The organism is Flavobacterium sp., assembly GCF_035299245.1.
GTDB lineage: Bacteria > Bacteroidota > Bacteroidia > Flavobacteriales > Flavobacteriaceae > Flavobacterium.
This window is the reverse complement of sequence record NZ_DATGWY010000016.1, coordinates 85,672-109,549: the sequence shown is the minus strand read 5'-3', so window position 1 is coordinate 109,549 and position 23,878 is coordinate 85,672. Positions and strand designations below refer to the sequence as shown.

The window sequence follows — 23,878 nt, the reverse complement described above, 5'->3', positions numbered from 1 at the left end:
GGAATTGCTTCTAATAATTAGTTTGTGTTTTGTTCATTAAATAAAAATCGGCTAGTACTAAAGCAGCCATAGCTTCTACAATTGGAACTGCTCTTGGGACAACGCATGGATCATGACGACCTTTTCCTTGTTGTTCAATTAATGTATTTTGATTGGTCAACACTTCTTGTTTTTGAATCAGTGTTGCGACCGGTTTGAAAGCCACTCGGAAATAAATATCCATTCCGTTGGAGATTCCACCTTGAATTCCGCCCGAAAGATTCGTTTTGGTGGTTCCGTCTTCGTTGTACAAATCGTTGTGTTCGCTTCCTTTCATTTTGGCACCACAAAAACCGCTTCCGAATTCGAATCCTTTTACTGCATTGATGGACAGCATTGCTTTTCCGAGCTCGGCATGCAATTTATCAAAAACAGGTTCGCCTAAACCAATGGGAACATTTTGAAGGACACACGTTATGGTTCCGCCCACAGTATCGCCTTCTTTGCGAATTTCTTTAATGTAACGCTCCATTTTTTCAGCTGTAGCCAAATCAGGACAACGCACAGCATTGGTTTCAGTGAGTGAAAAATCCAACTCTTGATACGGTTTATCAATAAAGATTTCACCTACTGAAGAAACAAATGCATTTATTTTTATGGAATTGATTACTTGTTTGGCAATGGCTCCGCCGACAACTCTGCAAGCGGTTTCACGCGCAGAACTGCGTCCACCACCGCGGTAATCTCTGATTCCATATTTTTTTTCATACACATAATCGGCATGACTTGGTCGGTATGAATCTTTGATATGCGAATAATCATCTGATTTCTGATTGGTGTTGGGAATGATGAACCCAATTGGAGTTCCGGTAGTTTTTCCTTCGAAAATTCCGGACAAAAACTGAACTTCATCTTCTTCTTTACGTTGAGTAACAATGGAAGATTGACCCGGTTTACGGCGTTGCATATCGTTGTGAATGGCATTTAAATTCAATTCAATTCCTGCTGGACAACCATCTATGATTCCGCCCAACGCTTCACCGTGTGATTCGCCAAAAGTGGTCAATTTAAAAAGTGTTCCGTAGCTATTTCCAGCCATTGTAGTATGTTTTGAACAAATGTAGTATATATTGTTTAAATCTAGAAATATGGAGTTAAAGTTTCAATTATTATTTATTTTTGCTTGGTGCTTGTAGAACAAATTCTAATAAAAACAAGCTGTTTTGGTATAATAGTTGAGAGAAACATTCGTTAATATAAAAACTTAAATCACATTTTATGAAAAAAGTAATTTTAACTTCATTCCTATTACTAGGATTAGCAATGACTACACAAGCACAGGACATTTCAAAAAACGCATTAGGGTTACGTCTTGGTGATAATGATGGATTTGGTGGTGAGATATCCTATCAAAGAGGTTTATCAGACAATAATCGTTTAGAGTTTGATTTGGGATGGAGAAACAGTAATGATGTAGATGCATTCAAATTAGCTGGCTTATATCAATGGGTTTGGAACATTGATGGCGGTTTCAATTGGTATGCCGGTGTTGGTGGTGGAGTTGGTTCATGGAGTTATGACAAAAACGGATTTAGCGACAGCGGAACTATTTTGTTTGCTGCTGGAGATTTAGGAATTGAGTACAATTTTGATGTGCCGATTCAATTGTCGTTAGATTTTAGACCTGAATTGTATTTTAATTCTGATGATTTTAGAGAAGATAGTTTTGGTCCAGATATCGCATTAGGAATTAGATACCGTTTCTAATACTATAAAAAAAGTCCTCTACAAACTAGAGGACTTTTTTATTAATTAGGGTTTATTCAGGGTTTATTTTTGAATTATGATTTTGGTAACACTACAGTATCTACTACGTGAATCACACCATTTGACTGGTTTACATCTGCAATTGTTACTTTAGAACTATTTCCATTCTCGTCGGTCAGGTAAACATCGTTTCCTTTCATCCAAGCTGTTAATGTTCCGCCTGAAACCGTTTTCAATGTAGCTTTTCCGTTTCCTGCTTTAATCGCTTTTACAATATCGGCTGCATTCATTTTACCAGCTACTACGTGGTACGTTAAAATGGTTTGTAATGTTTTTAAATTTTCAGGTTTTAATAGTGTCTCAACTGTTCCTTTAGGTAATTTATCAAACGCTGCATTTGTTGGGGCAAAAACGGTGAATGGTCCTTTTCCTTGTAAAGTTTCAACAAGTCCTGCTGCTTTTACTGCTGCTACCAACGTAGTATGATCTTTTGAATTTACAGCATTTTCAACAATGTTTTTTGATGGATACATTGGAGCTCCACCAACATTAACTGTTTTTTCTTTTTGTGCAAATGTTACTGATGTAACCATGAATGTAAATGCCAACATCAATCCGGAAATAATTCTTCTTGTTTTCATAATGAATATTTTTAAGTTATAGTGTCATTTACGCCTTAGGTTTGGTTTTGGTTTTAGACTCAGACAACTTTAACATTAAATTAATAATCGATGCAGTAAAAAAAAGAGGCAGATTTCTTTCGTAATTGACTGCAATTAAGTAATTTGGAATATCTGAAATTAGTAACTATCATTTTAAACTAAATCAAAGAAACATGTTGGTACGCAAAGAATCATTGGTAACTGTATTACTTAGGAGTCGAAATAAAACAATGTCGGAGTCAAGTATTTTGGAGGAAGTTTTTGCTGTTTTGAATGAAGACGAAGTACATCGCAATCAAATCAAAGAGGCTCTTTTTGCTAAAAGTTCAACAACTTCTAATTTTTTCAAGTTTGATTCATTAGAAACAGATAAAATTTTTCACCTTGAACAGATCAAAACCATTTGTATTGATTATCGATTGCGGTTTTTAGAAAGTAATCTGTTTCAAAATCCATTACCTGAAGAAGCAGTAACCAAGATAAATGAATTGCAAAAATTGCATAAGACTGAGCTGAGTGGATTTAAAATAGTAGCACCCAGTTCGGCATTTAATTTAAAAAATTACGATGATCCCTTGTTGTTTGCGCCGATTGGCAATGGTTATTATTATTTAGTTCACAAATGGGGAAATGATGTTTCCTTTTTGCGAAAATGGAAGTTTAAACCCATTAAAAGCATCGAAAACTTCTTACTTTTCAGTGTTTTACTTAGTTGTATTGTAGCTTTAATAACACCCGAAACCAATTTAAGCAAGCAAATTCCGATGGCATCTGTGATTGTTTTTTTGTTTGCTTTTAAATCGATTGTTGGAGTTGCTTTGTATTATTTCTTTATGATGGGAAAGAATTTTAATACTGAAATCTGGAACCGTGAGTTTAAAGAAAATTAATCTGTTAGTATTATCTACAAAATAATTCACGTTTTTTAAAGTTATATAAATGAGTAACAATACCTTAATTATTCATTTAAAACTTTAGTTATGAGTGATTACAATAATGAATTCAGGCTAATAAAAAGCAAAATTAGAAGCAAGAAACTTCCGCACAGAGTAGATGTTACTGCAATGGTTAGCGTATCCTTTCTTTTGATTGCGTTTTACATGGTTAGTGTAGAACTTTTGAAGCCGAAAGCAATGAATTTGGGATTACCTGAAGAATGTGGAGGATGTGGTAATGGTGGATGCTATAGAAACGATCGTTTAATAACATTGCTTCTAGACGACAAAAATCAAATCATAAGTTATAGAGGTATGATTGAAATTGACGATGAAACACCAAAAAAATTGAATTATGGAAAAAGCGGAATTCGAAAAGAATTATTAAACATTACAACAGGAATAAATCAATTGTATGGAAATGATAAAGGAGCCATTGTAATCATAAAACCAACCCAAAAAACAACCTTTAAAAACTTAGTTGATATTTTAGATGAAATGGCTATCACGAACATTCCAACTTATGCCATTGTAAATGAATTATCGCCCGAGGAAATGAATTTATTAGCATCAAATTAAAACAAAAAAAAAGCCTTCAAGAAATTGAAGGCTTTTTAGTTATAAAGTGAAAATTATTTTTTCTCTTTTTTCTCCATTTCAGCTTTTAAACCAGCTAAAATATCGTTGTTATCTCCTAAAGTAGAAGCTGGAGCGTTTGTAGAAGCTACAGTTTCTGCAGCAGCTTTAACGTTTTTGTCTTCTTCTTCTCTGAAGATAGCTGTGTGAGAAGCAACCACTCTTTTGAATTCTTTGTTGAACTCAATTACTTTGAATTCAGCTTCGTCACCTTTTTTCAATTTTTTGCCGTCTTCTTTTTCTAAGTGACGCGTTGGAATGAACGCAACTACATCGTCTCCGAAATCTACAGTAGCACCTTTGTCAACGATTTCAGCGATAGTTCCAGTGTGAACTGTTCCTACTGCGAAAGCATCTTCATGTTTATCCCATGGGTTAGCTGTAGTTTGTTTGTGACCTAATGACAATTTACGTGCATCAACGTCTAATTCTAAAACAACTACATCTAATTTATCACCTACGTTAACAAATTCTGATGGATGTTTGATTTTTTTAGTCCAAGATAAGTCAGAGATATATACTAAACCATCGATACCTTCTTCTAATTCTACGAAAATACCAAAGTTTGTAAAGTTTCTAACGATACCAGTGTGTTTAGAACCAACTGGGTATTTAGCAGTAATATCTGTCCAAGGATCTTGTGTCATTTGTTTGATACCTAACGACATTTTTCTTTCGTCTCTATCAAGTGTTAACACAACTGCTTCTACTTCATCACCTACTTTTACGAAATCTTGTGCACTTCTTAAGTGAGTTGACCAAGACATTTCAGAAACGTGGATTAAACCTTCAACACCTTCTGCAACTTCAATGAAAGCACCGTAATCAGCTAAAACTACTACTTTACCTTTCACTTTGTCACCTACTTTAAGTTCAGCTCCAAGAGCATCCCATGGGTGAGCGTTTAATTGTTTTAAACCTAATTGAATTCTTGTTTTCTCATCATCGAAATCAAGGATAACTACGTTTAATTTTTGATCCAATTCAAGAACTTCGCTTGGGTGATTGATTCTAGACCAAGAAAGGTCAGTAATGTGGATTAATCCATCAACACCACCTAAATCAATAAACACACCGTAAGAAGTAATGTTTTTAACAACACCTTCTAATACTTGTCCTTTTTCTAATTGACCAATGATTTCTTTTTTCTGAACTTCGATGTCAGCTTCAATTAATGCTTTGTGCGAAACAACAACGTTTTTGAATTCGTGGTTGATTTTTACCACTTTGAATTCCATCATTTTGTTTACGTATACATCGTAATCACGGATTGGTTTCACATCAATTTGTGAACCTGGTAAGAATGCTTCAATTCCGAAAACATCTACAATCATACCTCCTTTAGTTCTACATTTTACAAAACCTGTAACAATTTCACCTGTTTCGTTAGCAGAAATAACTCTATCCCATGATTTGATAGTTCTAGCTTTTCTGTGTGATAATACTAATTGACCTGTTTTGTCTTCACGAACGTCAATTAATACTTCAACTTTGTCACCCACTTTTAAGTTTGGGTTGTAACGGAATTCATTCAATGAAATAACACCTTCTGATTTCGCGTTAATGTCAACAATTGCGTCTCTGTCAGTGATTCTAACTACTACACCTTCAACTACTTCTTCTTGATCGGTAGAGATAAAAGTTTTAGTCACTAAATCTTCAAACTCTTGTAAGTTTTTTTCGTCTACTGCATCAATTCCTTCTGCGTAATTGTGCCAGTTAAATTCGTTTAAAAACGCTTGTTGTTCTTTGTTTAATTCAGACATGCTGATAAAAAATTTGTATGCTGTGTTTCTTGAGTTTCTTTAAGCGATAGAAAACTACAGCAGTTGTTTTACATAAATAGTTGATACCTAATGGAAACTCTACTCTGCCAAAAGGTGTGCAAAAGTAATTCTTTTTTATTAATCTGCAAAATTTATATTGATTTTGAATGATTAAAAAGAGGGATAAACATATTTTACTTATATTTGTTTTATCCTCATTATCATTCAACTATATTAATGATGATAAAAAATTGCTATATAAAAACAGACTTCATCTTGAATAAGCTGTCAATACGTTATTGGCTGTGTTTTTTTGTGCTTTTTTGCAATCTATCGTATTCGCAACTAACCGACTTTGTACTTTCGGTCACCAAAACGGATGAAACGTGCTTAGGAAATGGTACCTTAACTTTTACAGCGACTGAAACTACTAGTGGTGCTATTGTAACCTATTATGTTTACGAACTTCCCGATGAAACCACTCCAATTGCAGTGCAAACTAACAATTTCCTCGGCGGAAGAACCAGCGGAACTTACAAAATAGTAGCTATTCAAACGTTAGGAAGTGAACAGAACTCGCAAACTTCAACCATCACAATTAACAACAATATTGTTCCTTTGGATTATACTCTCTCGAGTACCAATTCGGTTTGTAATGACGGAACTATATTAGTAACTATTACAAGTGGTGTTGGTTCGTTGTATGAAATCATTTCTGGACCCATTTTAAAACCAGTTCAAACTTCTCCTCTATTTACACAACTTCCTGGTGGCGTTTATCAAGTACGTGTTTATAATGATTGTGGAGATGCAACTGTGGTAACTCATACAGTGTTAACTGAAACGTCTGAAATTACTATTGGCGCCGTTGGTTTTCCTGATGCTAATTTACCAACCTGTAATTCGATAGCCGTTTCGAATATGTTAACCGCTGGACAAAATCAAACCATACACTATCCTTTAACTCTCAATTATTTGGTTCATTTTCCTGATGGGCAAACCCAAACCATTACCAAAATTGTAACTAGTGGTGGGAATATGACTGAAGAAGTTGCAACCGTAATTCCGTTTTTTCATGCACAATCCTATACTTTTGATTTAACTGTAACTGATAACTGTGGAAATGTTTTTATTTTAAACGACAACATTGTCGACTTAGAACTTACTGCTACTTTAATTGGTGAAATTGCCCAGTGCGATACTTACTATCTATCCGTTGCAGCTTACATTTATCATGGTGATATTAACATCCAATTTATTAATGCACCAGCAGGTTTTGACCCAACCACTTTTAACTCTTTACATCCTGGACCTTTTCCGGGACAATTTAGTTATGGTAGTTTCACTAATCCGGTTCCTTTTGGACATTACGAAATTCAAATAACAGACAGTTGTGGTCGAACGGCTACGGCGCAAATTACTCTTACATACAATCCGGCGCAACCTACTCACGAGGCTTCACCCTGGCCAGGTTGTCAATCCAATTATAGTGATGTTACCATTGAAATTCCGGCACATACTATTACATCTGCCACTATTATTACTGCTCCAATTGCGTATGGAATTCCGTTACCTGATGATGTCAGTGAATTCATTAATGAAGATGACGAGTTAGTACTTGAAGGTCTAATTACTGGAAATTATACAGTTGTTTTAATTGATGATTGTGGCAACACCTACAATTATAGTTTCTTTGTTGATGATGTAGCAACAACCGTTTCTGCAACCTCTTGGCCCGGTTGTGCTTTAGGAAAAGGTTCTATTAGAGTAAGAGGAAACAACACAACACTAGTTTCAGCTGTAGTGACCAATGCACCAGTGGAATTTGGACAAAGTCTACCTTATAATACAACAAATTACATATCCGCTGACGGTGTTTTTTCTATGGGAAATCTTTCTCCGGGTAATTACACTATTGAAGTTGTTGATAATTGCGGAATTACAAATACGGCAACGGTTAATGTTATTGGTTACCAAATCACAACTAATAATTTTACTTTAACACCCAATTGTGGTTCGTTTAATCTGTTTGTTGATCACGATTCAAATGCAGTTAGTGAGCTATTTTGGTTGCAAAAATACGATCCTGTAACCAATACATGGGGCAATCCAGTTGATGGAACAGTTTATGTTGAAGGCAGTCAACCCAATCCTCTTAACTCGTATTTGATCCAAAACAACACACCCGTTTTGAATTTGGTTTTTTTAGGAACATTCCGAATTCTAAAGAGTTTTCAAACTTTTGATGATGGAAACATCAATTCTTATAAAACCTGTCTTGAAGTCATTAAGGAATTCACATTTACAGGAGAAATTGAGTTTACCGGAATTGAAAAAACCAATTGTAACGGTGAGTACATGGATGTGAAATTATTCGCCATTGGTGTGCCTCCTTTGATCTATAGTATAATCGAAAAAGATGGCCAACCTTTTTATGTCAACAACGGAACTAGTAATCAATTCAATGGTTTAGAACCTGGAATCTATACTTTTAAAGTAGAACAATCGTGTGGCGATTCGCGCAATTTTATTTCGGATGTTGCTGAGCTTCCTTCTTTGGCCAATGCCAATCAACCTGCAGACATGAGTGCTTGTGATGATAGTTCGAATGATGGAATTGAAACCTTTGTACTCACCAATCAAAACAGTTCCATTTTAGGAAGTCAAAATGCGGCATTATACACTATTACATATCACACTTCTTTTAATGAAGCTGTAGCTGATAGTAATCCGATTTCAAACAGTTACACTTCGGGAAACACTACTATTTATTGTCGATTGGAATACAACAATAGTGTAGATTGTTTTGATGTAACTGATTTCGATTTAATAGTAAACCCTTTTACTACAGGCGAACCAATAAACATAAATTTTTGTCAAGGTGAAAGTGTTATTTTATCAACCGATGACGTTTTTACTTCTTATCAATGGTCAACTGGAGCAACTACTCCAACCATTTCGGTCAATCAGAGTGGTCTGTATACCGTAGATGTGATTCAATCATTTCCTTCAGGAAATTGTAATGGCCAATTTGTTTATAATGTAACCACAACTATTCCACCAGCAATTGATTATCTTGAAATTAGCGATTGGACCGATAATGACAACACTATTGAAGTTGTGTTAGAAAATGACAATTCACAATCCTATTTGTATTCCATTGATGGATTGCATTTTCAGGAAAGTCCGATTTTTGGTGGATTACAACCTGGTCCTTATACTGTAATTGTCAAAGATTTGAGTGATTGCGGAATCGATACTGAAGAAACATTTTTGTTGAATTACCCTAAGTATTTTACTCCAAATGGTGATGGATTCAACGAGTATTGGTTTATTAAATTCTCGTATGTTGAACCCAATATGAAAACTTACATTTTTGATCGTTTTGGAAAACTCATTACGGGTTTTACACCTGAAAGTCGTGGTTGGGATGGAAAACTCAATGGCGAATTACTACCCGCAACCGATTATTGGTTTGTGGTTGTCAGAGAAAACGGTAAAGAATTACGTGGTCATTTTACGTTGAAACGGTAAAAAAAAAGCCTCACAAAAATGCAAGGCTTTTATTTATTCAATTAGTTGAGATTATCCCAATACTTCTTTTACTTTTTCACCAATTTTTGCAGGAGAATCAACTACATGAATCCCGTTTTCTCTCATGATGCGTTTTTTGGCTTCGGCTGTATCGTCGGCACCACCTACAATAGCACCTGCATGACCCATTGTTCTTCCTTTTGGAGCGGTTTCACCAGCGATAAAACCAACTACTGGTTTACGGTTTCCATCGGCTTTAATCCATTTAGCAGCATCGGCTTCTAGTTGACCGCCAATTTCACCAATCATTACAATACAATGAGTTTCTGGATCGTTCATCAATAACTCAACAGCCTCTTTTGTAGTGGTTCCGATGATTGGATCTCCACCAATTCCGATAGCCGTTGTGATTCCTAATCCTTGCTTAACTACTTGATCCGCAGCTTCATAGGTTAACGTTCCCGATTTTGAAACGATACCAACATTTCCTTTTCTGAATACAAAACCAGGCATGATACCTACTTTTGCTTCTTCTGGAGTAATTACACCTGGACAGTTAGGCCCGATTAAACGACAATCTCTATCTTTAATATAAGCGTATGCTTTAATCATATCAGCAACTGGAATACCTTCTGTAATACAAATGATTACTTTGATTCCAGCATCAGCAGCTTCCATTATAGCATCGGCAGCGAAAGCTGGTGGAACAAAAATAATTGTAGTGTCAGCTCCCGCTTTATCAACTGCCTCTTTCACTGTGTTGAATACTGGACGACCCAAATGAGTAGAACCACCTTTTCCTGGCGTAACTCCACCTACTACATTCGTTCCGTACTCAATCATTTGTTCAGCGTGAAAAGTTCCTTCACTTCCTGTAAAACCTTGTACAATTATTTTTGAATTTTTATTGACTAAAACGCTCATAAGTTAATTTTTATATAGTTTGTTTGTATTGTGTTGCAAAAGTATAAAATAGTGTTCAGTATTCCGTATTCAGTGTTCAGTTTTTTTGCTAATTTAATATCGTTTTTAAGAGAATTGACTCATTTGATAGCCACGATACAACTTATCGTCTTTCACTTCCCAAATTACCGAAAAGTGTGCCAAAAGCATTTCTTCTCTGGGGTTTTCGATGGTTTTTACAAAGTGAGAAAAACGCAAAGCTACTGTATCACCTTCGGTTACCACATGACTTATGCGCATTTTGGAACGAACATACGCCCTACTCAACTCTTCTGTAAGTGCGATTATGTCATCGTAATTCATTTGAATAAACCCTTTGCTGCTGTTCCAGTCGATGGTCACCTCGGGATGCATCAATCGAGCAACAGCTTCTTTGTCTAATAAAACATCCGACTTGTATAATTCAAGTACTCTATCTTTTGGACTCATTTGTTGTTAATATTGTTTAGTATTTCTGGAATGCGTTTCACATTGGCCAGTTGTTTTAATTTCTCTCTCGATTCTTCTACTGGAGTTCCGAAATAGCTTTTACCACCTTCTATCGACTTGGTTACTCCGGTTTGCCCCAAAACTACTGCTTTGGCACCAATTGTGATTCCACTTGTAGTTCCTACTTGTCCCCAAAGTGTTACTTCGTCTTCAATGATTACACAGCCTGCAATTCCGGTTTGCGATGCGATCAAACATTTTTTACCAATTACAGTATCGTGACCTACATGCACTTGGTTGTCAATTTTGGTTCCTTCTCCAATAGTAGTATCGCCTGTAACACCTTTATCGATGGTACATAAAGCTCCGATTCCGACATTATCCTCAATCACCACTCTTCCACCCGAAATCAGCTGATCAAAACCTTCGGGACGTTTTTTGTAGTAAAAAGCATCAGCACCCAAAATGGTTCCTGCATGAATAATTACATTATCTCCAATTACTGTATTATCATAAATGGAAACATTAGAATGAATCAGACAATTTTTACCAATAGTGACATTATGACCTACAAAACAATTGGGTTGAATAACTGTTCCTTCTCCTATTTTGGCCGATTCAGAAATGGATACTGAAGCACTTTGAAAAGGTCGAAAGTGATTAGTAAGTTTATTGAAATCGCGAAATGGATCATCAGAAATCAACAATGCTTTTCCTTCTGGACAATCTACTTCTTTATTAATTAAAACAATTGTTGCAGCCGATTGCAAAGCTTTGTCGTAGTATTTTGGATGATCTACAAAAACAATATCGCCGGGTTCAACTACGTGAATTTCATTCATACCCAAAACTGGGAAATCATCAGCGCCAACGAATGGACAGTTGATGATTTCGGCAATTTCTTTTAATGAATGTGATTTTGGAAACTTCATTTGTTGAATTTGAAAATTTGAAAATGTGACAATTTGAAAATTCTCAAATCTTCAAATCATTGAATCTTCAATTTAAATTATACTCTTTCGATGTATTTACCTGTTGCAGTATCGATTTTGATTTTATCGCCTTCATTGATGAATAAAGGAACGTTTACTGATGCTCCGGTTTCCACTTTTGCTGGTTTGGTAGCGTTGGTTGCTGTATTTCCTTTTACTCCTGGTTCAGCATAGGTAACTTCTAAAATTATAGAAGCAGGCATATCAACTGAAAGCGGTAAATCAGTTTCGGTATTGATTTGAACCATTACATTAGTTCCTTCTTTTAATAAATCAGGATTGTCTAAAACATCTTTATTCAAAGTAATTTGCTCATACGATTCGGTGTTCATAAAATGAAACTGATTTCCTTCTGCATATAAATATTGAAATGTATGCGTTTCTACACGAACAACATCAATTTTGTGACCTGCAGAAAATGTATTATCCAATACTTTACCGTTAGTCAATGATTTCAATTTGGTTCTTACGAAAGCCGGACCTTTTCCTGGTTTTACGTGTAAGAATTCGATAATTTTATAGATGTCGTGATTGTGTTTAATGCATAATCCGTTTCTAATATCTGCTGTACTTGCCATTCTGAATTGTATTTATATTGATTAATTTATTTTGTTATTAAACTGTTCCTGTGTAACCTTTCATAATTCCTCTTGATGAATTTCTGATGAAAAGAATGATCTCATCACGTTCTGGAGTTGCTTCCATTTCAGCTTCAATAATAGCTACAGCCTGTGATGTATTGTAATTTTTTTGGTACAAAATTCGGTAAATATCTTGAATCTCTCTTATTTTTTCGGTAGAAAAGCCTCTTCTTCTCAAACCTACGGAGTTAATCCCTACATACGACAAAGGCTCTTTTGCTGCTTTTGTAAAAGGAGGAACATCTTTACGAACCAATGAACCACCCGAAATCATCGCGTGATCACCAATGTGAATGAACTGATGAATGGCAGCTAAACCACCAATGATGGCATAATCACCCACAATTACGTGTCCGGCAAGAGCAACACCATTTACAATAATAGCATTATCACCAATATGACAATCGTGAGCAATGTGAGCAGTTGCCATGATTAAACAATTGTTTCCAATCTTAGTTTGGCCAGAAGCAATTGTTCCTCTATTAATCGTAACACACTCTCTTATAGTTACATTGTCACCAATTACTGCAAGTGATTCTTCACCTCCAAATTTTAAATCTTGTGGAACTGCTGCGATAACTGCACCTGGAAAAATATTACAATTTTTTCCAATACGTGCGCCTTCCATTATCGTGACATTGGAGCCAATCCAAGTTCCATCTCCAATAACAACGTTATTGTGTATAGTTGTAAAAGGTTCAATCACCACATTTTTGGCGATTTTCGCTCCAGGATGAACATAGGCTAAAGGTTGATTCATTCTTTTATTAGTTTATGGTTTATTGTTTATCGTTCATAGTTAAAACAACCACAAACTATAAACTATGAACTTATTTTATTGCTTTTTTGCTATTTGAGCCATTAATTCGGCTTCTGCCACTAACTTTCCATTCGCATAAGCGCTGGCTTGCATGTGACAAATTCCACGTCTAATTGGTGAAATTAAATCACATTTGAATACCAAAGTATCGCCCGGAAGTACTTTATGTTTGAATTTTACATTATCAATTTTCATAAAATACGTTAGGTAATTTTCTGGATCTGGAACCGAACTTAATATTAAGATTCCACCTGTTTGCGCCATTGCTTCAACAATCAAAACTCCCGGCATTACTGGTGCTCCAGGAAAATGTCCAACGAAGAAATCTTCGTTCATGGTTACATTTTTCAATCCCACTACGCAACTTTCTGACATTTCTAAAATCTTATCTACCAATAAAAAAGGCGGACGATGTGGCAGCATAGCCATGATTTTAGTGATGTCCATTAAAGGTTCTTTGTGTAAATCGAATACTGGAATTTGATTTCGTTGATCAATTTTAATGATTTTAGATAATTTTTTTGCAAACTGAGTGTTTACGAAATGTCCTGGTTTATTGGCGATTACTTTCCCTTTGATCCGAATGCCAACCAAAGCCAAATCACCCACTACATCCAATAGTTTATGACGTGCTGCTTCATTAGGATAATGCAATGTCAAATTATCTAAAATTCCGTTGGGCTTAACTGAGATTGAATCCTTACCAAAAGCCACTTTCAGATTTTCCATAGTAGATGGTGAAATTTCTTTATCTACATAAACAATTGCGTTGTTAAGATCTCCACCTTTTATCAAGCCATTATCCAAAAGTGTTTCTAATTCGTGCAGAAAACTAAATGTACGTGAATTAGCAATTTCCGTTTTAAATTCAGAAATATTTTTCATGGTAGCGTTTTGGGTTCCTAAAACTTTAGTTCCAAAATCGACCATCGCTGTTACTTGGTAATCATCGGCAGGCATCACAATAATTTCGCTTCCCGTTGTTTCATCGGCAAAAGAAATTACTTCTTTTACAACATAAAATTTGCGTTCAGCATCTTGTTCGACTACACCAGCCTTTTCAATTGCTTCGACAAAATATTTCGAAGAACCATCCATAATTGGAGGTTCAGATTCATTCAATTCAATAATAACATTATCCACATCACAACCTACAAAAGCGGCCAAAACGTGTTCTGATGTTTGTATTTTAACTCCTAATTTTTCAAGATTGGTTCCGCGTTGTGTATTCACCACATAATTGGCATCCGCTTCAATAATAGGGCTGCCTTCCAAATCTACTCGTACAAAAGTATAGCCATTGTTTACTGGTGCAGGTTTGAAAGTCATTTTCACCTCTTTTCCTGTGTGTAACCCAACTCCAGTTAGTGAAATTTCACTCGCGATGGTCTTTTGTTTAACAATAGTGTTCATTCAGTTTATTTTTTATTCAATTTTTTTCTTTAATTCATCAATATCGGCCACAATTTTAGGGAAGTTTCTAAAATGAACGAATGCCTTGCTAAAGTCGCCGTAATTGAATGCCGGTGAACCTTGAACAGTTTCTCCGTCTTTTAGATTTTTTCCTATACCAGATTGTGCCTGAACCCTTACTCCGTCACCTATTATTAAATGCCCGACGATTCCAACCTGACCACCGATTAAGCAGTTTTTACCGATTTTAGTCGAACCTGCAATTCCAGTTTGTGCCGCTATTACTGTATTTTCTCCAATTTCAACATTATGGGCAATTTGAATTTGATTGTCGAGTTTCACTCCTTTTCGAATGATGGTTGAACCTAATGTTGCTCGGTCAATAGTTGTACACGAACCAACATCAACATTATCCTCTAAAATCACATTACCAATTTGCGGAATTTTACTGTAACTTCCGTCTTCAGAAGGAGCAAATCCAAAACCATCAGAACCAATAATACTTCCGGAATGAATGGTACAATTGCTTCCGATTTCCGTTTCAGAATAGATACGAACACCAGCAAATAGAATACAATTATCACCAATCGTTACATTATCACCAATGAATGTATTAGGGTAGATTTTTACGTTAGTTCCGATCGTAACGTTTTTTCCGATGTAGCAAAAACTACCTAAGTATAAATGTTCGCCGTAGGTTACATTCTCAGAAATCACCGATGGTTGTTCGATTCCCGATTTCATCAACTTCACTTGATTATAGTATTCTAACAATTTTGAAAACGATTTATAAGCATCTTCTACTTTTATAAGTGTAGTTGAAATGGGTTGCTCCGGCTCAAAAGTTTGGTTGACAATTGTTATTGAAGCTTCGGTAGTATAAATGTAGTTTTGGTATTTCGGATTGGCTAAAAAGGTAAGTGAACCGGCAGTTCCTTCTTCAATTTTGGCTAATTTAAAGACTTCAGCGTTAGGATTTCCTACTACTTCGCCTTCTAAAATTCCTGCTATTTGTTCGGCTGTAAATTTCATCTTATCAGATTATAGTTCCCATCTGTATACGATGGAACTCGAATTTAATTCTCTCAGTTCATGCCTAAAAAAAACTTGGCTCAAAATCATCTTGGCAAAAATATAAAATTTAATTAAATACCTATGTATCTATGAGTACTTTTGGAAAACAAATAAAATATTTAGTCACTGGTTTTGACAATGCTTTCAAATGCAATTGATCGGATGCTTCCACAACATCTTCAATGGTTTTGTCTTTTTTGACAATACTAATGGGTCCGCTGTTCTTATTATAGGCTTGATTTTTTAATTTCCCTTTGAATACAAAATACTCAATGTCTTTGGCGTCAATCGGACTTATTTTCAAAAAGCGTTCTTTTAGTTGATTCAAATTTTCTTTATCAGGCTTGTCTTCTGACATTTGAATTTTGAGTAAATCGCGATTGATAATCATTTTGCATAACGCACTCAACACATAATCCTCATTGAATTGCCAGTTTTTGATGGCGCTCATCACATCAACATCATCCAATAAAGCAAATGTATCTAAAACAGCATCATTAAAATCGCCCAAACTGACTTTATTATGCATAAAATAAAGCAATGGTTTACAGCAATCAAGAAGAATTCCTTTTTCAGTTAATTCTTTGGCTCTTTTGAGGATTTTAGTAAGAATGATTTCAGCTACTACACTCGTTTTATGAAGGTAGGCTTGCCAATACATTAAACGACGTGCGACTAAAAATTTCTCTACCGAATAAATTCCTTTTTCTTCAATCACCAATTGTTCGTCTTGTACATTCATCATCTGAATGAGTCGATCACTGTTGATATTTCCTTCGGCTACACCACTATAGAAACTATCGCGTTTTAGGTAATCCATTCGATCCATATCCAATTGACTTGAAATCAATTGATAAAAGAATTTTCTTGGATATTCACCTTTGAATATCTGGATTGCGAGTGACAACTTACCCTCGAATTCTGTATTTAGATGATGCATGAATAACAATGATATTTCTTCGTGATGCACGTCTTCTACAATACTATTTTCCATGGCATGCGAGTACGGACCGTGACCAATATCGTGTAATAAAATAGCTATTAGAAGTCCGTTGGCTTCATCCTCAGAAATACTCACACCTTTAAAGCGGAGTGTTTCTATGGCTTTTTGCATAATGTGCATACAACCAATGGCGTGATGAAAACGTGTATGATGCGCTCCAGGATAGACTAAATACGACATTCCCATTTGAGAAATTCGTCGCAATCGCTGAAAATAAGGATGCTGAATTAAATCGTAAATTAATGTATTCGGAATGGTGATGAAACCATAGATAGGATCGTTGAATATTTTAAGCTTGTTGGTAGGATTCACTACTGATTATTTATTTTAACAAATATAGGGAAAATTGTGTGCAAAAAAAATCCCGATAGAATCGGGACTTTGTTGATATTACCAAATTACAACACGTTGATTTTCTGGAATAAACATTTTGCTTGTTGGTTTCACGTTGAACGTTTCATAAAATTCAGGAATATTGCTTAATGGTCCGTTAACTCTGAATTTTGCTGGTGAATGCACATCGGTCATCACCATTTGCGCTAAAGCTTCTTTCTTAGTATTGACCATCCAAGCATAACCATAAGCTAAGAAATAGCGTTGATTTGGAGTTAAACCGCTAATTTTTTGATTGCTTTTAAATTGTTTTGTTTTTTTGAATGCCTCATAACCCATTACTACTCCACCTAAATCGGCTATGTTTTCACCTTGTGTAGCATCGCCATTGACAAACTTATCATCAACAACATTGTATTTGTTGAATTGTTCAACAATGAGCTTTGTTTTGGTTTTGAATTTTTTCATGTCTTCTGCTGTCCACCAATTTCTGAGATTTCCTTTATCATCATACAGACTTCCTTGATCGTCAAAACCGTGGGTAATTTCGTGACCAAATGTTGATCCGCCAATGATTCCATACAATACTGCATCATCAGGCATTCTACCTTCAAAACCAGGAACAATAATATTACAACCCGGAACACAAATTTCGTTATTACTTGGATTGTAATAAGCGTTGTAAGTTTGCGGAAACATTCCCCATTCCGTTCGATCTACAGGTTTTCCAAATTTTGAAATCATCTCATTGTAGTTCCATTTATTTACTGCCATTACATTTTTGCAATACGTATTTCGCTCGATAGTAACGCTGCTCATGTCTTTCCATTTATCAGGATAACCTACTTTCATTACTACCTTACTTAATTTATGCAGCGCTTTTGCTTTGGTAGCTTCACTCATCCAGTCTAATTTTTTAATATGTTCGGCGTAGACATCTCTGATGTTATTTCCTATTTCGAGCAACTTTTCTTTTGACCCTTTTGGTAAATATTCTTTGACATAAATCTGTCCGATTAATTCCCCTAAAGAACCATTAGTTTGCTCCACTACTCTTTTCCATCGTGGTTTTTGTTGTGTTACACCACTCATAACGGAAGAATAAAATTTAAAATTTTGATTCTCGATATCAGCATTGAGATAAGAAGCATAAGTATTGATTAAATCCCATTTCAAATACATTTTCCAATCTTCTATTGAATACGATTTTATCATTTTGTTCAATGCGTTGAAAAATTCAGGTTGACCAACAATTACTGTGTCCGCTTTCTTGATTCCTAAATCGGTAATCATTTTGCTCCAAGGAATATTAGTTGTCAAATCAGTGAACTGACCAATACTCATTTTATTGTAGTTTTTCAAAGGATCGCGAAGCACTTCCATTTTACGTGAGTTCTTAGCTAACTCCGTTTCGAGTTTCATAATTATTGCTGCATTTTTTGAAGCATTTTGAATAGACTCACCCGATAATTCAAAGATTTTTTGTACGTGTTTTACGTATTCATTTCTAATCATCGTTGTTTGTTTATCAGTGTCAAAATAATAATCACGTTGACCTAAACCCAATCCGCCTTGGTAGAAAAACAAAGCATTTTTATCGCTGTTTTTATCGTCTTGACCAACATAAAAGCCAAAAGCTGGCCCAGCACCAATAGTGTGCAAATGAGCCATAGTTGATAATAAACTTGAAACATCTTTAATATTTGAAATGCGAGTAATTTCATTTTTTAATGGAGAGATTCCTGCTTTATTTATGGAAAGCGAATCCATTCCGGAAGCATAAAAATCGCCTGTTTTTTGTTCGTTACTGCCTTTTAAAACGTCTTCATTTTTGGCTGCATTTTCACAAATCGTTTTAATTTGAGCGTTTACAGTATCTTGAATCATTTGAAAAATACCGTTACTTCGTTCTGAATCGGGAATCGGGTTTTGTTTGAACCAACCGCCATTGGCATACATAAAGAAATCGTCTGCTGGATTGACTGTAGTGTCACGATGAGTTAATAAAGGATCGACAAAGGCTGTTTCTTTTTTGCTACAACTACTGATCACAATTGATAGTGTAAATATAAAGGCAAATGTTTTACTGAATTTCATAATACTGATTTTAATTGATGAGTAGCTTTTTGATTGAATTTGTTACTTAAAATAAAGATGATTTATGTAAAGCAATTATTACCATCACAAAATTCAATTTTTATAGAGAAATTATTGAATGAAAGAAGTAAATAATTTTTATTCCATCCATTTATTGTTTTGAAATTGTAAAATTAAGCATTACACTATCATTTTTAGAAACAATTTAGAGAAGTTAACTTAATTTTTTGTAGATGAATGTTGTCCTTGAAGTAATTCTGAAATAACATTAATACATCAATTTTGTAAAAATCAAAAAAACAAAAATTATGTCTAACAATTACTTTGTAAAAGGATTACTATTATTTCTTTTTACCATTGTCCAAAGCTCGTATGGGCAAACGTTGATGCACTATTGGAATTTTAACAATAATGCATCAGTAGCTACTATTACCACACCTACTCAGACCATTGGTGGAGCTACTTTAAGTGCTATTCCGGGTGGAATTAGTTCAATCGATTTTGCTGGAGGAACTGGTCAAAACTTCAGTGTTTTAAATTTAAATGCACAAAACGGAGATGCAGCAGGTACACACTTGCGTTTCAACGATCCCATTGGCGGTGCATTAGAATTTACATTACCCACAACAGGTCATGAAAACATAGTTGTAAAATTTGCTACACGTCGTTCGGCTCAAGGCGCAGGAACGCAATCGTGGTCGTATTCGTTAAATGGAACGACTTATACACCTTTTACTACGGTTACTCCAAACAATGGAGATCCAGCTTTGGCAACACTTGATTTTTCAGCTATTGCAGCAGTAGATAACAATCCTAATTTCAAATTAAAAGTAGAGTTTTCTCAAGCTCCAGGTGGAACGGCAGGAAACAATCGTTTTGATAATTTCACTGTTCAAGGAACTACAATTGGTAGTGGTGGTGATACAACAGCACCTGTAGCCAGTTTTCTTCCATTAAACGGAGCGACAAACGTAATTGTTGCAATAAACCCAACAATTGCTTTTGACGAAAGTGTTCGATTAGTTGACAATAGTGCAATTACAAATACAAATATAGATGCAGTAGTCGAATTGCGTTTAAATAATGCTTTAGGTGCTTTAGTGCCTTTTGATGCTACTTTTGCATCAAATACAATTACTATAAATCCGACTTCAAATTTAGCCAATAATCAACTGTATTATGTAGCTTTATTACCAAATACTATTGAAAATGGAAGTGACAATGCAATCACAACGACACAATCGGCTGGTTTTACAACTTCAAATTCATCTACTTCAAGTATCGATCTTTCTACGTATGTAAGAGTAGCGCGTTATAATTTACCAGAACCATTAACTACACCAGCTCCGACCAATAATTTATTGTGTCAAGAGGCTTCGGCTGTAGCGTATAATTGGGACACGGATACCTTATTTATCACTGCTGATGGTAGTACTTCTGTTACTCAAGTATCAAAAACAGGAGTATTGATTAATACTATGACAATGGCTCTAGGTAGTAGTCCACAAGGAACAGATTTCTATGACACTGAAGGACTCACCTATATTGGTGGAGGCGAGTTTGTAATGAGTGAGGAGCGTGACAGACAACTTGTTAAATTTACTTATGCTGCCGATACCACACTTACAAGAGCAAACACCCAAACGGTTAAGATTGGAACATTTGTTCCGAATACAGGAACAGAAGGACTTTGCTATGATCCAATTACGGGAGGTTTTATTTGCTTGAAAGAGATTGATCCGATTGGGATTTTTCAAACAAATGTTGATTTTGCGGCAGGAACTGCAACTAACGGTTCTCCAACTACAGTGAATTCTGTTAATCTTTTTGATCCAGCTTTGTTGGGTTTTACCGATGTTGCAGATGTATTTGTATTGGCCAACTTGCCTTCACAGTCAACATCAACCAATCTTTTAGTATTGAGTCAAGAAAATGGTCAAGTAGTTAATATTGACCGAAACGGAAATATTGCTAGTACTCTTACTATTACTGCCGATGCAGGAGATATTTTAAGTGTAAGTGCTCAGCAACATGAAGGAATTACAATGGATAATAATGGTATTATTTATATTGTAAATGAAAATGGTGGAGGCGATATTAATCACCCACAATTATGGGTATATGCTCCTTCAAACGGAATTAATGCGGCACCAACAGCTATCACATTAAACAATACAGTTCCTGCAATTATTGAAAACTCGATAACTACACCAGCGGTAAGAGTTGCTGATATTTTTGTAAATGATGACGGGTTAGGTACTAACACTTATTCGTTATCAGGAGCAGATGCCTATGATTTCCAAATTACTGCATCAAGCTTGTTCATCAAAGCGGGAACAGTACTTGATTTTGAGACCAAATCAACTTACAATGTAACTGTAAGCGTTGACGATACAACGGTAGGTTCAACCCCAGATGCATCGGTTAATTTTGTATTGTCAGTTACTGATTTAGTGAATGAAACACCTCAACTTCCTAGTGTAACTATCTCAGAAGTAGCTCCATGGGGAAGCGGAAACAGTCCAGCTGCGGCTGATTGGTTTGAAGTAACTAATAACGGAGCAACTGCACTTGATATTACAGGATGGAAAGTAGATGATAGTTCTAATTCATTTGCAGCTTCTCTTGCCTTAACAGGAATTACAAGTATTGCTCCAGGCGAATCAGTAATCTTTTTAGAAAGTTCTGCTTCTAACCCTGCGGCAACGGTTATTGCCAATTTTAAATCGCTTTGGTTTGGAGCCAATCCTCCAGCTAGTTTACAAGTAGGAACGTATCAAGGTTCAGGAATCGGTTTGAGTACAGGTGGTGATGCCGTGAATTTATATAATGCAGCTGGAGTACTACAAGCTAATGTTGTTTTTGGCGCTTCTCCAACAACAGTATTTAAAACATTCAATAATGCTATCGGTCTTAATAACACTACTATTTCTCAATTGAGTGAAATTGGTGTTAATGATGCATTTGCTGCTGTAAATGATGCGAACGAAATTGGTTCTCCTGGTTCGGTTGGTCGTTTGTTTGTTTCAGAAGTAGCTCCTTGGTCAAGCGGAAACAGTCCTGTGGCAGCTGATTGGTTTGAAGTAACCAATACCAAAGCTGTAGCGGTTAATATTACAGGTTGGAAAGTTGATGACAGCTCACAATCGCCAGTTGCTGCTGTAGCTTTAAACGGAATTACTAGCATCAATCCAGGAGAATCGGTAATCTTTATAGAAACGAATGATTTACCAGGTAAAACTACTGCTTTCTTAAACAATTGGTTTGGAACGAATCCTACATCAGGGTTACGAATCGGAAATTATACGGGTAGTGGAATTGGTCTAAGTACTGGTGGAGATCAAGTAAATCTTTACAACAGTAGTAACGTATTACAAACAAGTGTAGTTTTTGGTGCATCACCAGCAACTGCTCCATATACTAGTTTTGACAATAAGATAGGAGTTAATAGTTTGGTTACTCCAATTACACAATTCAGTGCAGTGGGAATTAATGGTGCATTTATTGCTGCTAATAGTACTTCTGAAATTGGTTCACCTGGCTCAATTACAACAGCACCATGTCCTACAATTACAGTTACGGCTAATTTAGGATTACCCATCGTTTGTTCTGGAGGAACGACTACAATAATTATATCTGCGACTGGAGGAAGAGTTCCGTATACAGGTACAGGAGTATTTACAGTTAGTGCAGGAGATTATTCGTTTACAGTAACTGATGCTAATGGTTGTTCGAGTACGGTTTCAGGAACAATTTCTGAACCTGAACAGTTAACCACAACTACTACCATTACACAAGTTTCACCTTACACTTGGCCATTAAATGGTGTTACGTATTCTACAACTGGAGTTTACACATTCAATACTATTAATGAAAATGGATGCTCAGTGATTAACACATTAAATTTAACTATTGGAACGAATGTTACTCCTACTCTATGTGGTTCAACATTAACATCTATTAATCAACAAATTTATGCTAATCTTGTTCCTGGAGCACAAAGCTACCGATTCAGAGTTACTGACTTAACAACCAATCAAGTTCAAACTATCGATCGATATTTACGCGTGTTCTCCCTAAATCAATTACCTACATTTAACTTTGCTCGAACTTATTCTGTAGAAGTAGCTGCTTTAGTTGGTGGAATTTGGCAATCATTTGGTCCGGCATGTAATGTTACCACTCCAAGCCCTTTAACTCAAGTTCAAAGTTCACAGTGTGGCAGTACTTTATCATCAATTGGAACTACAATTTATGCTAACAATGTTCCTTATTCTTTAGGTTATAAATTTAGAATAACTAATCAAGTAACATCAGCATCAATAGAGGTAACAAGAGTTTTGAGAGAGATAAAGTTAAACAGTATTGCTGGATTTACTCCTGAATTGGCTACTACCTACTCAATTGAGGTTGCTGTTCAAAATAGAGATGGTCAATTTTTATCGTATGGTCCAATTTGCTCTATTACAACACCAGGAGGAATAAATACTTCAAAAATAGATTCGACTACAAAAGAGTTTGAAGTTATTGCTTACCCTAATCCATTTAATGAGAACTTTACTTTGGATGTTTCTAGTTCATCAAATCACTCTGTTCAAGTTAGAGTCTATGATATGTTAGGCAAATTAATTGAAGATAGAATGGTTGATTACTCTTCGATGACACAATTAGAAATTGGTTCTACTTATTCGTCTGGAGTATACAATGTAATTCTGTCTCAGGGTGATAGCATCAAGACAATAAGAGTAGTTAAACGATAATTCTGTTACTATTTAACTTTATTATAAAAAAATAATGATGCCTCCTAAATAGGGAGGCATTTTTATTTTAGCAC

At 35.5% G+C, this 23,878-nt stretch carries 17 protein-coding genes; 5 read left to right on the top strand and 12 right to left on the bottom strand.

Going from position 1 to position 23,878, the window contains the following annotated elements; genetic code table 11:
• Positions 1–10 precede the first annotated feature (10 nt).
• The gene (aroC, locus tag VK161_RS11800) at positions 11–1,078 is read right to left on the bottom strand and encodes a chorismate synthase (RefSeq protein ID WP_324214985.1); all 1,068 of its coding nucleotides are present in this window, start codon (positions 1,076–1,078) and stop codon (positions 11–13) included.
• A 179-nt stretch (positions 1,079–1,257) separates the two neighbouring features.
• Between aroC and VK161_RS11795 the strand changes: the two genes are divergently transcribed.
• Positions 1,258–1,746, top strand: coding sequence for a hypothetical protein (locus VK161_RS11795; protein WP_324214984.1), 489 nt, complete (start codon positions 1,258–1,260; stop codon positions 1,744–1,746).
• 74 nt (positions 1,747–1,820) lie between these two features.
• Here the strand turns inward: VK161_RS11795 and VK161_RS11790 are convergent, their stop codons facing one another.
• On the bottom strand, positions 1,821–2,387 hold the full coding sequence (locus tag VK161_RS11790; protein WP_324214983.1) for a fasciclin domain-containing protein: 567 nt from the start codon (positions 2,385–2,387) through the stop codon (positions 1,821–1,823).
• Positions 2,388–2,581: 194 nt separating this feature from the next.
• Here VK161_RS11790 and VK161_RS11785 point away from each other — a divergent pair, with 194 nt between their 5' ends.
• Both VK161_RS11785 and VK161_RS11780 read left to right on the top strand, forming a co-directional pair.
• Positions 2,582–3,298 (top strand): hypothetical protein, encoded by a 717-nt coding sequence (locus VK161_RS11785; protein ID WP_324214982.1) that lies wholly within the window; start codon positions 2,582–2,584, stop codon positions 3,296–3,298.
• Between the two features lie 90 nt (positions 3,299–3,388).
• Positions 3,389–3,922, top strand: coding sequence for an ExbD/TolR family protein (locus VK161_RS11780; RefSeq protein ID WP_324214981.1), 534 nt, complete (start codon positions 3,389–3,391; stop codon positions 3,920–3,922).
• A gap of 53 nt (positions 3,923–3,975) precedes the next feature.
• Here VK161_RS11780 and rpsA read toward each other — a convergent pair whose 3' ends face one another.
• On the bottom strand, positions 3,976–5,745 hold the full coding sequence (rpsA, locus tag VK161_RS11775; protein ID WP_324214980.1) for a 30S ribosomal protein S1: 1,770 nt from the start codon (positions 5,743–5,745) through the stop codon (positions 3,976–3,978).
• 276 nt (positions 5,746–6,021) lie between these two features.
• On the opposite strand from rpsA, the gene VK161_RS11770 reads away from it, so the two are divergent.
• A complete protein-coding gene (locus tag VK161_RS11770; RefSeq protein WP_324214979.1) occupies positions 6,022–9,279 on the top strand; it encodes a T9SS type B sorting domain-containing protein in 3,258 nt (1,085 codons plus the stop codon).
• Positions 9,280–9,330: 51 nt separating this feature from the next.
• Here the strand turns inward: VK161_RS11770 and sucD are convergent, their stop codons facing one another.
• From sucD to VK161_RS11725, 9 genes are all read right to left on the bottom strand, one after another.
• Complete coding sequence (gene sucD, locus VK161_RS11765) at positions 9,331–10,203, bottom strand: succinate--CoA ligase subunit alpha (RefSeq protein WP_324214978.1); 873 nt, start codon at positions 10,201–10,203, stop codon at positions 9,331–9,333.
• Between the two features lie 105 nt (positions 10,204–10,308).
• Entirely contained in the window at positions 10,309–10,671 is a 363-nt protein-coding gene (locus VK161_RS11760; protein WP_324214977.1) for a nuclear transport factor 2 family protein, read from the bottom strand.
• On the bottom strand, positions 10,668–11,603 hold the full coding sequence (locus VK161_RS11755) for a UDP-3-O-(3-hydroxymyristoyl)glucosamine N-acyltransferase (RefSeq protein WP_324214976.1): 936 nt from the start codon (positions 11,601–11,603) through the stop codon (positions 10,668–10,670). The genes VK161_RS11760 and VK161_RS11755 overlap by 4 nt, the downstream gene beginning before the upstream one ends.
• A 77-nt stretch (positions 11,604–11,680) precedes the next feature.
• Positions 11,681–12,241, bottom strand: a complete 561-nt coding sequence (gene efp / locus VK161_RS11750; protein ID WP_324214975.1) for an elongation factor P — start codon at positions 12,239–12,241, stop codon at positions 11,681–11,683.
• Between the two features lie 37 nt (positions 12,242–12,278).
• The gene (gene lpxA, locus VK161_RS11745) at positions 12,279–13,064 is read right to left on the bottom strand and encodes an acyl-ACP--UDP-N-acetylglucosamine O-acyltransferase (RefSeq protein WP_324214974.1); all 786 of its coding nucleotides are present in this window, start codon (positions 13,062–13,064) and stop codon (positions 12,279–12,281) included.
• Positions 13,065–13,139: 75 nt separating this feature from the next.
• Positions 13,140–14,528, bottom strand: a complete 1,389-nt coding sequence (locus VK161_RS11740) for a bifunctional UDP-3-O-[3-hydroxymyristoyl] N-acetylglucosamine deacetylase/3-hydroxyacyl-ACP dehydratase (protein ID WP_324215114.1) — start codon at positions 14,526–14,528, stop codon at positions 13,140–13,142.
• 21 nt (positions 14,529–14,549) lie between these two features.
• On the bottom strand, positions 14,550–15,569 hold the full coding sequence (gene lpxD / locus VK161_RS11735) for a UDP-3-O-(3-hydroxymyristoyl)glucosamine N-acyltransferase (protein WP_324214973.1): 1,020 nt from the start codon (positions 15,567–15,569) through the stop codon (positions 14,550–14,552).
• Positions 15,570–15,690: 121 nt separating this feature from the next.
• Positions 15,691–16,926, bottom strand: a complete 1,236-nt coding sequence (locus VK161_RS11730; protein ID WP_324214972.1) for an HD domain-containing protein — start codon at positions 16,924–16,926, stop codon at positions 15,691–15,693.
• 78 nt (positions 16,927–17,004) lie between these two features.
• Complete coding sequence (locus tag VK161_RS11725; RefSeq protein ID WP_324214971.1) at positions 17,005–19,044, bottom strand: M13 family metallopeptidase; 2,040 nt, start codon at positions 19,042–19,044, stop codon at positions 17,005–17,007.
• A gap of 308 nt (positions 19,045–19,352) precedes the next feature.
• Here VK161_RS11725 and VK161_RS11720 point away from each other — a divergent pair, with 308 nt between their 5' ends.
• Positions 19,353–23,804 (top strand): SdiA-regulated domain-containing protein, encoded by a 4,452-nt coding sequence (locus VK161_RS11720; protein WP_324214970.1) that lies wholly within the window; start codon positions 19,353–19,355, stop codon positions 23,802–23,804.
• Positions 23,805–23,878: the final 74 nt, after the last annotated feature.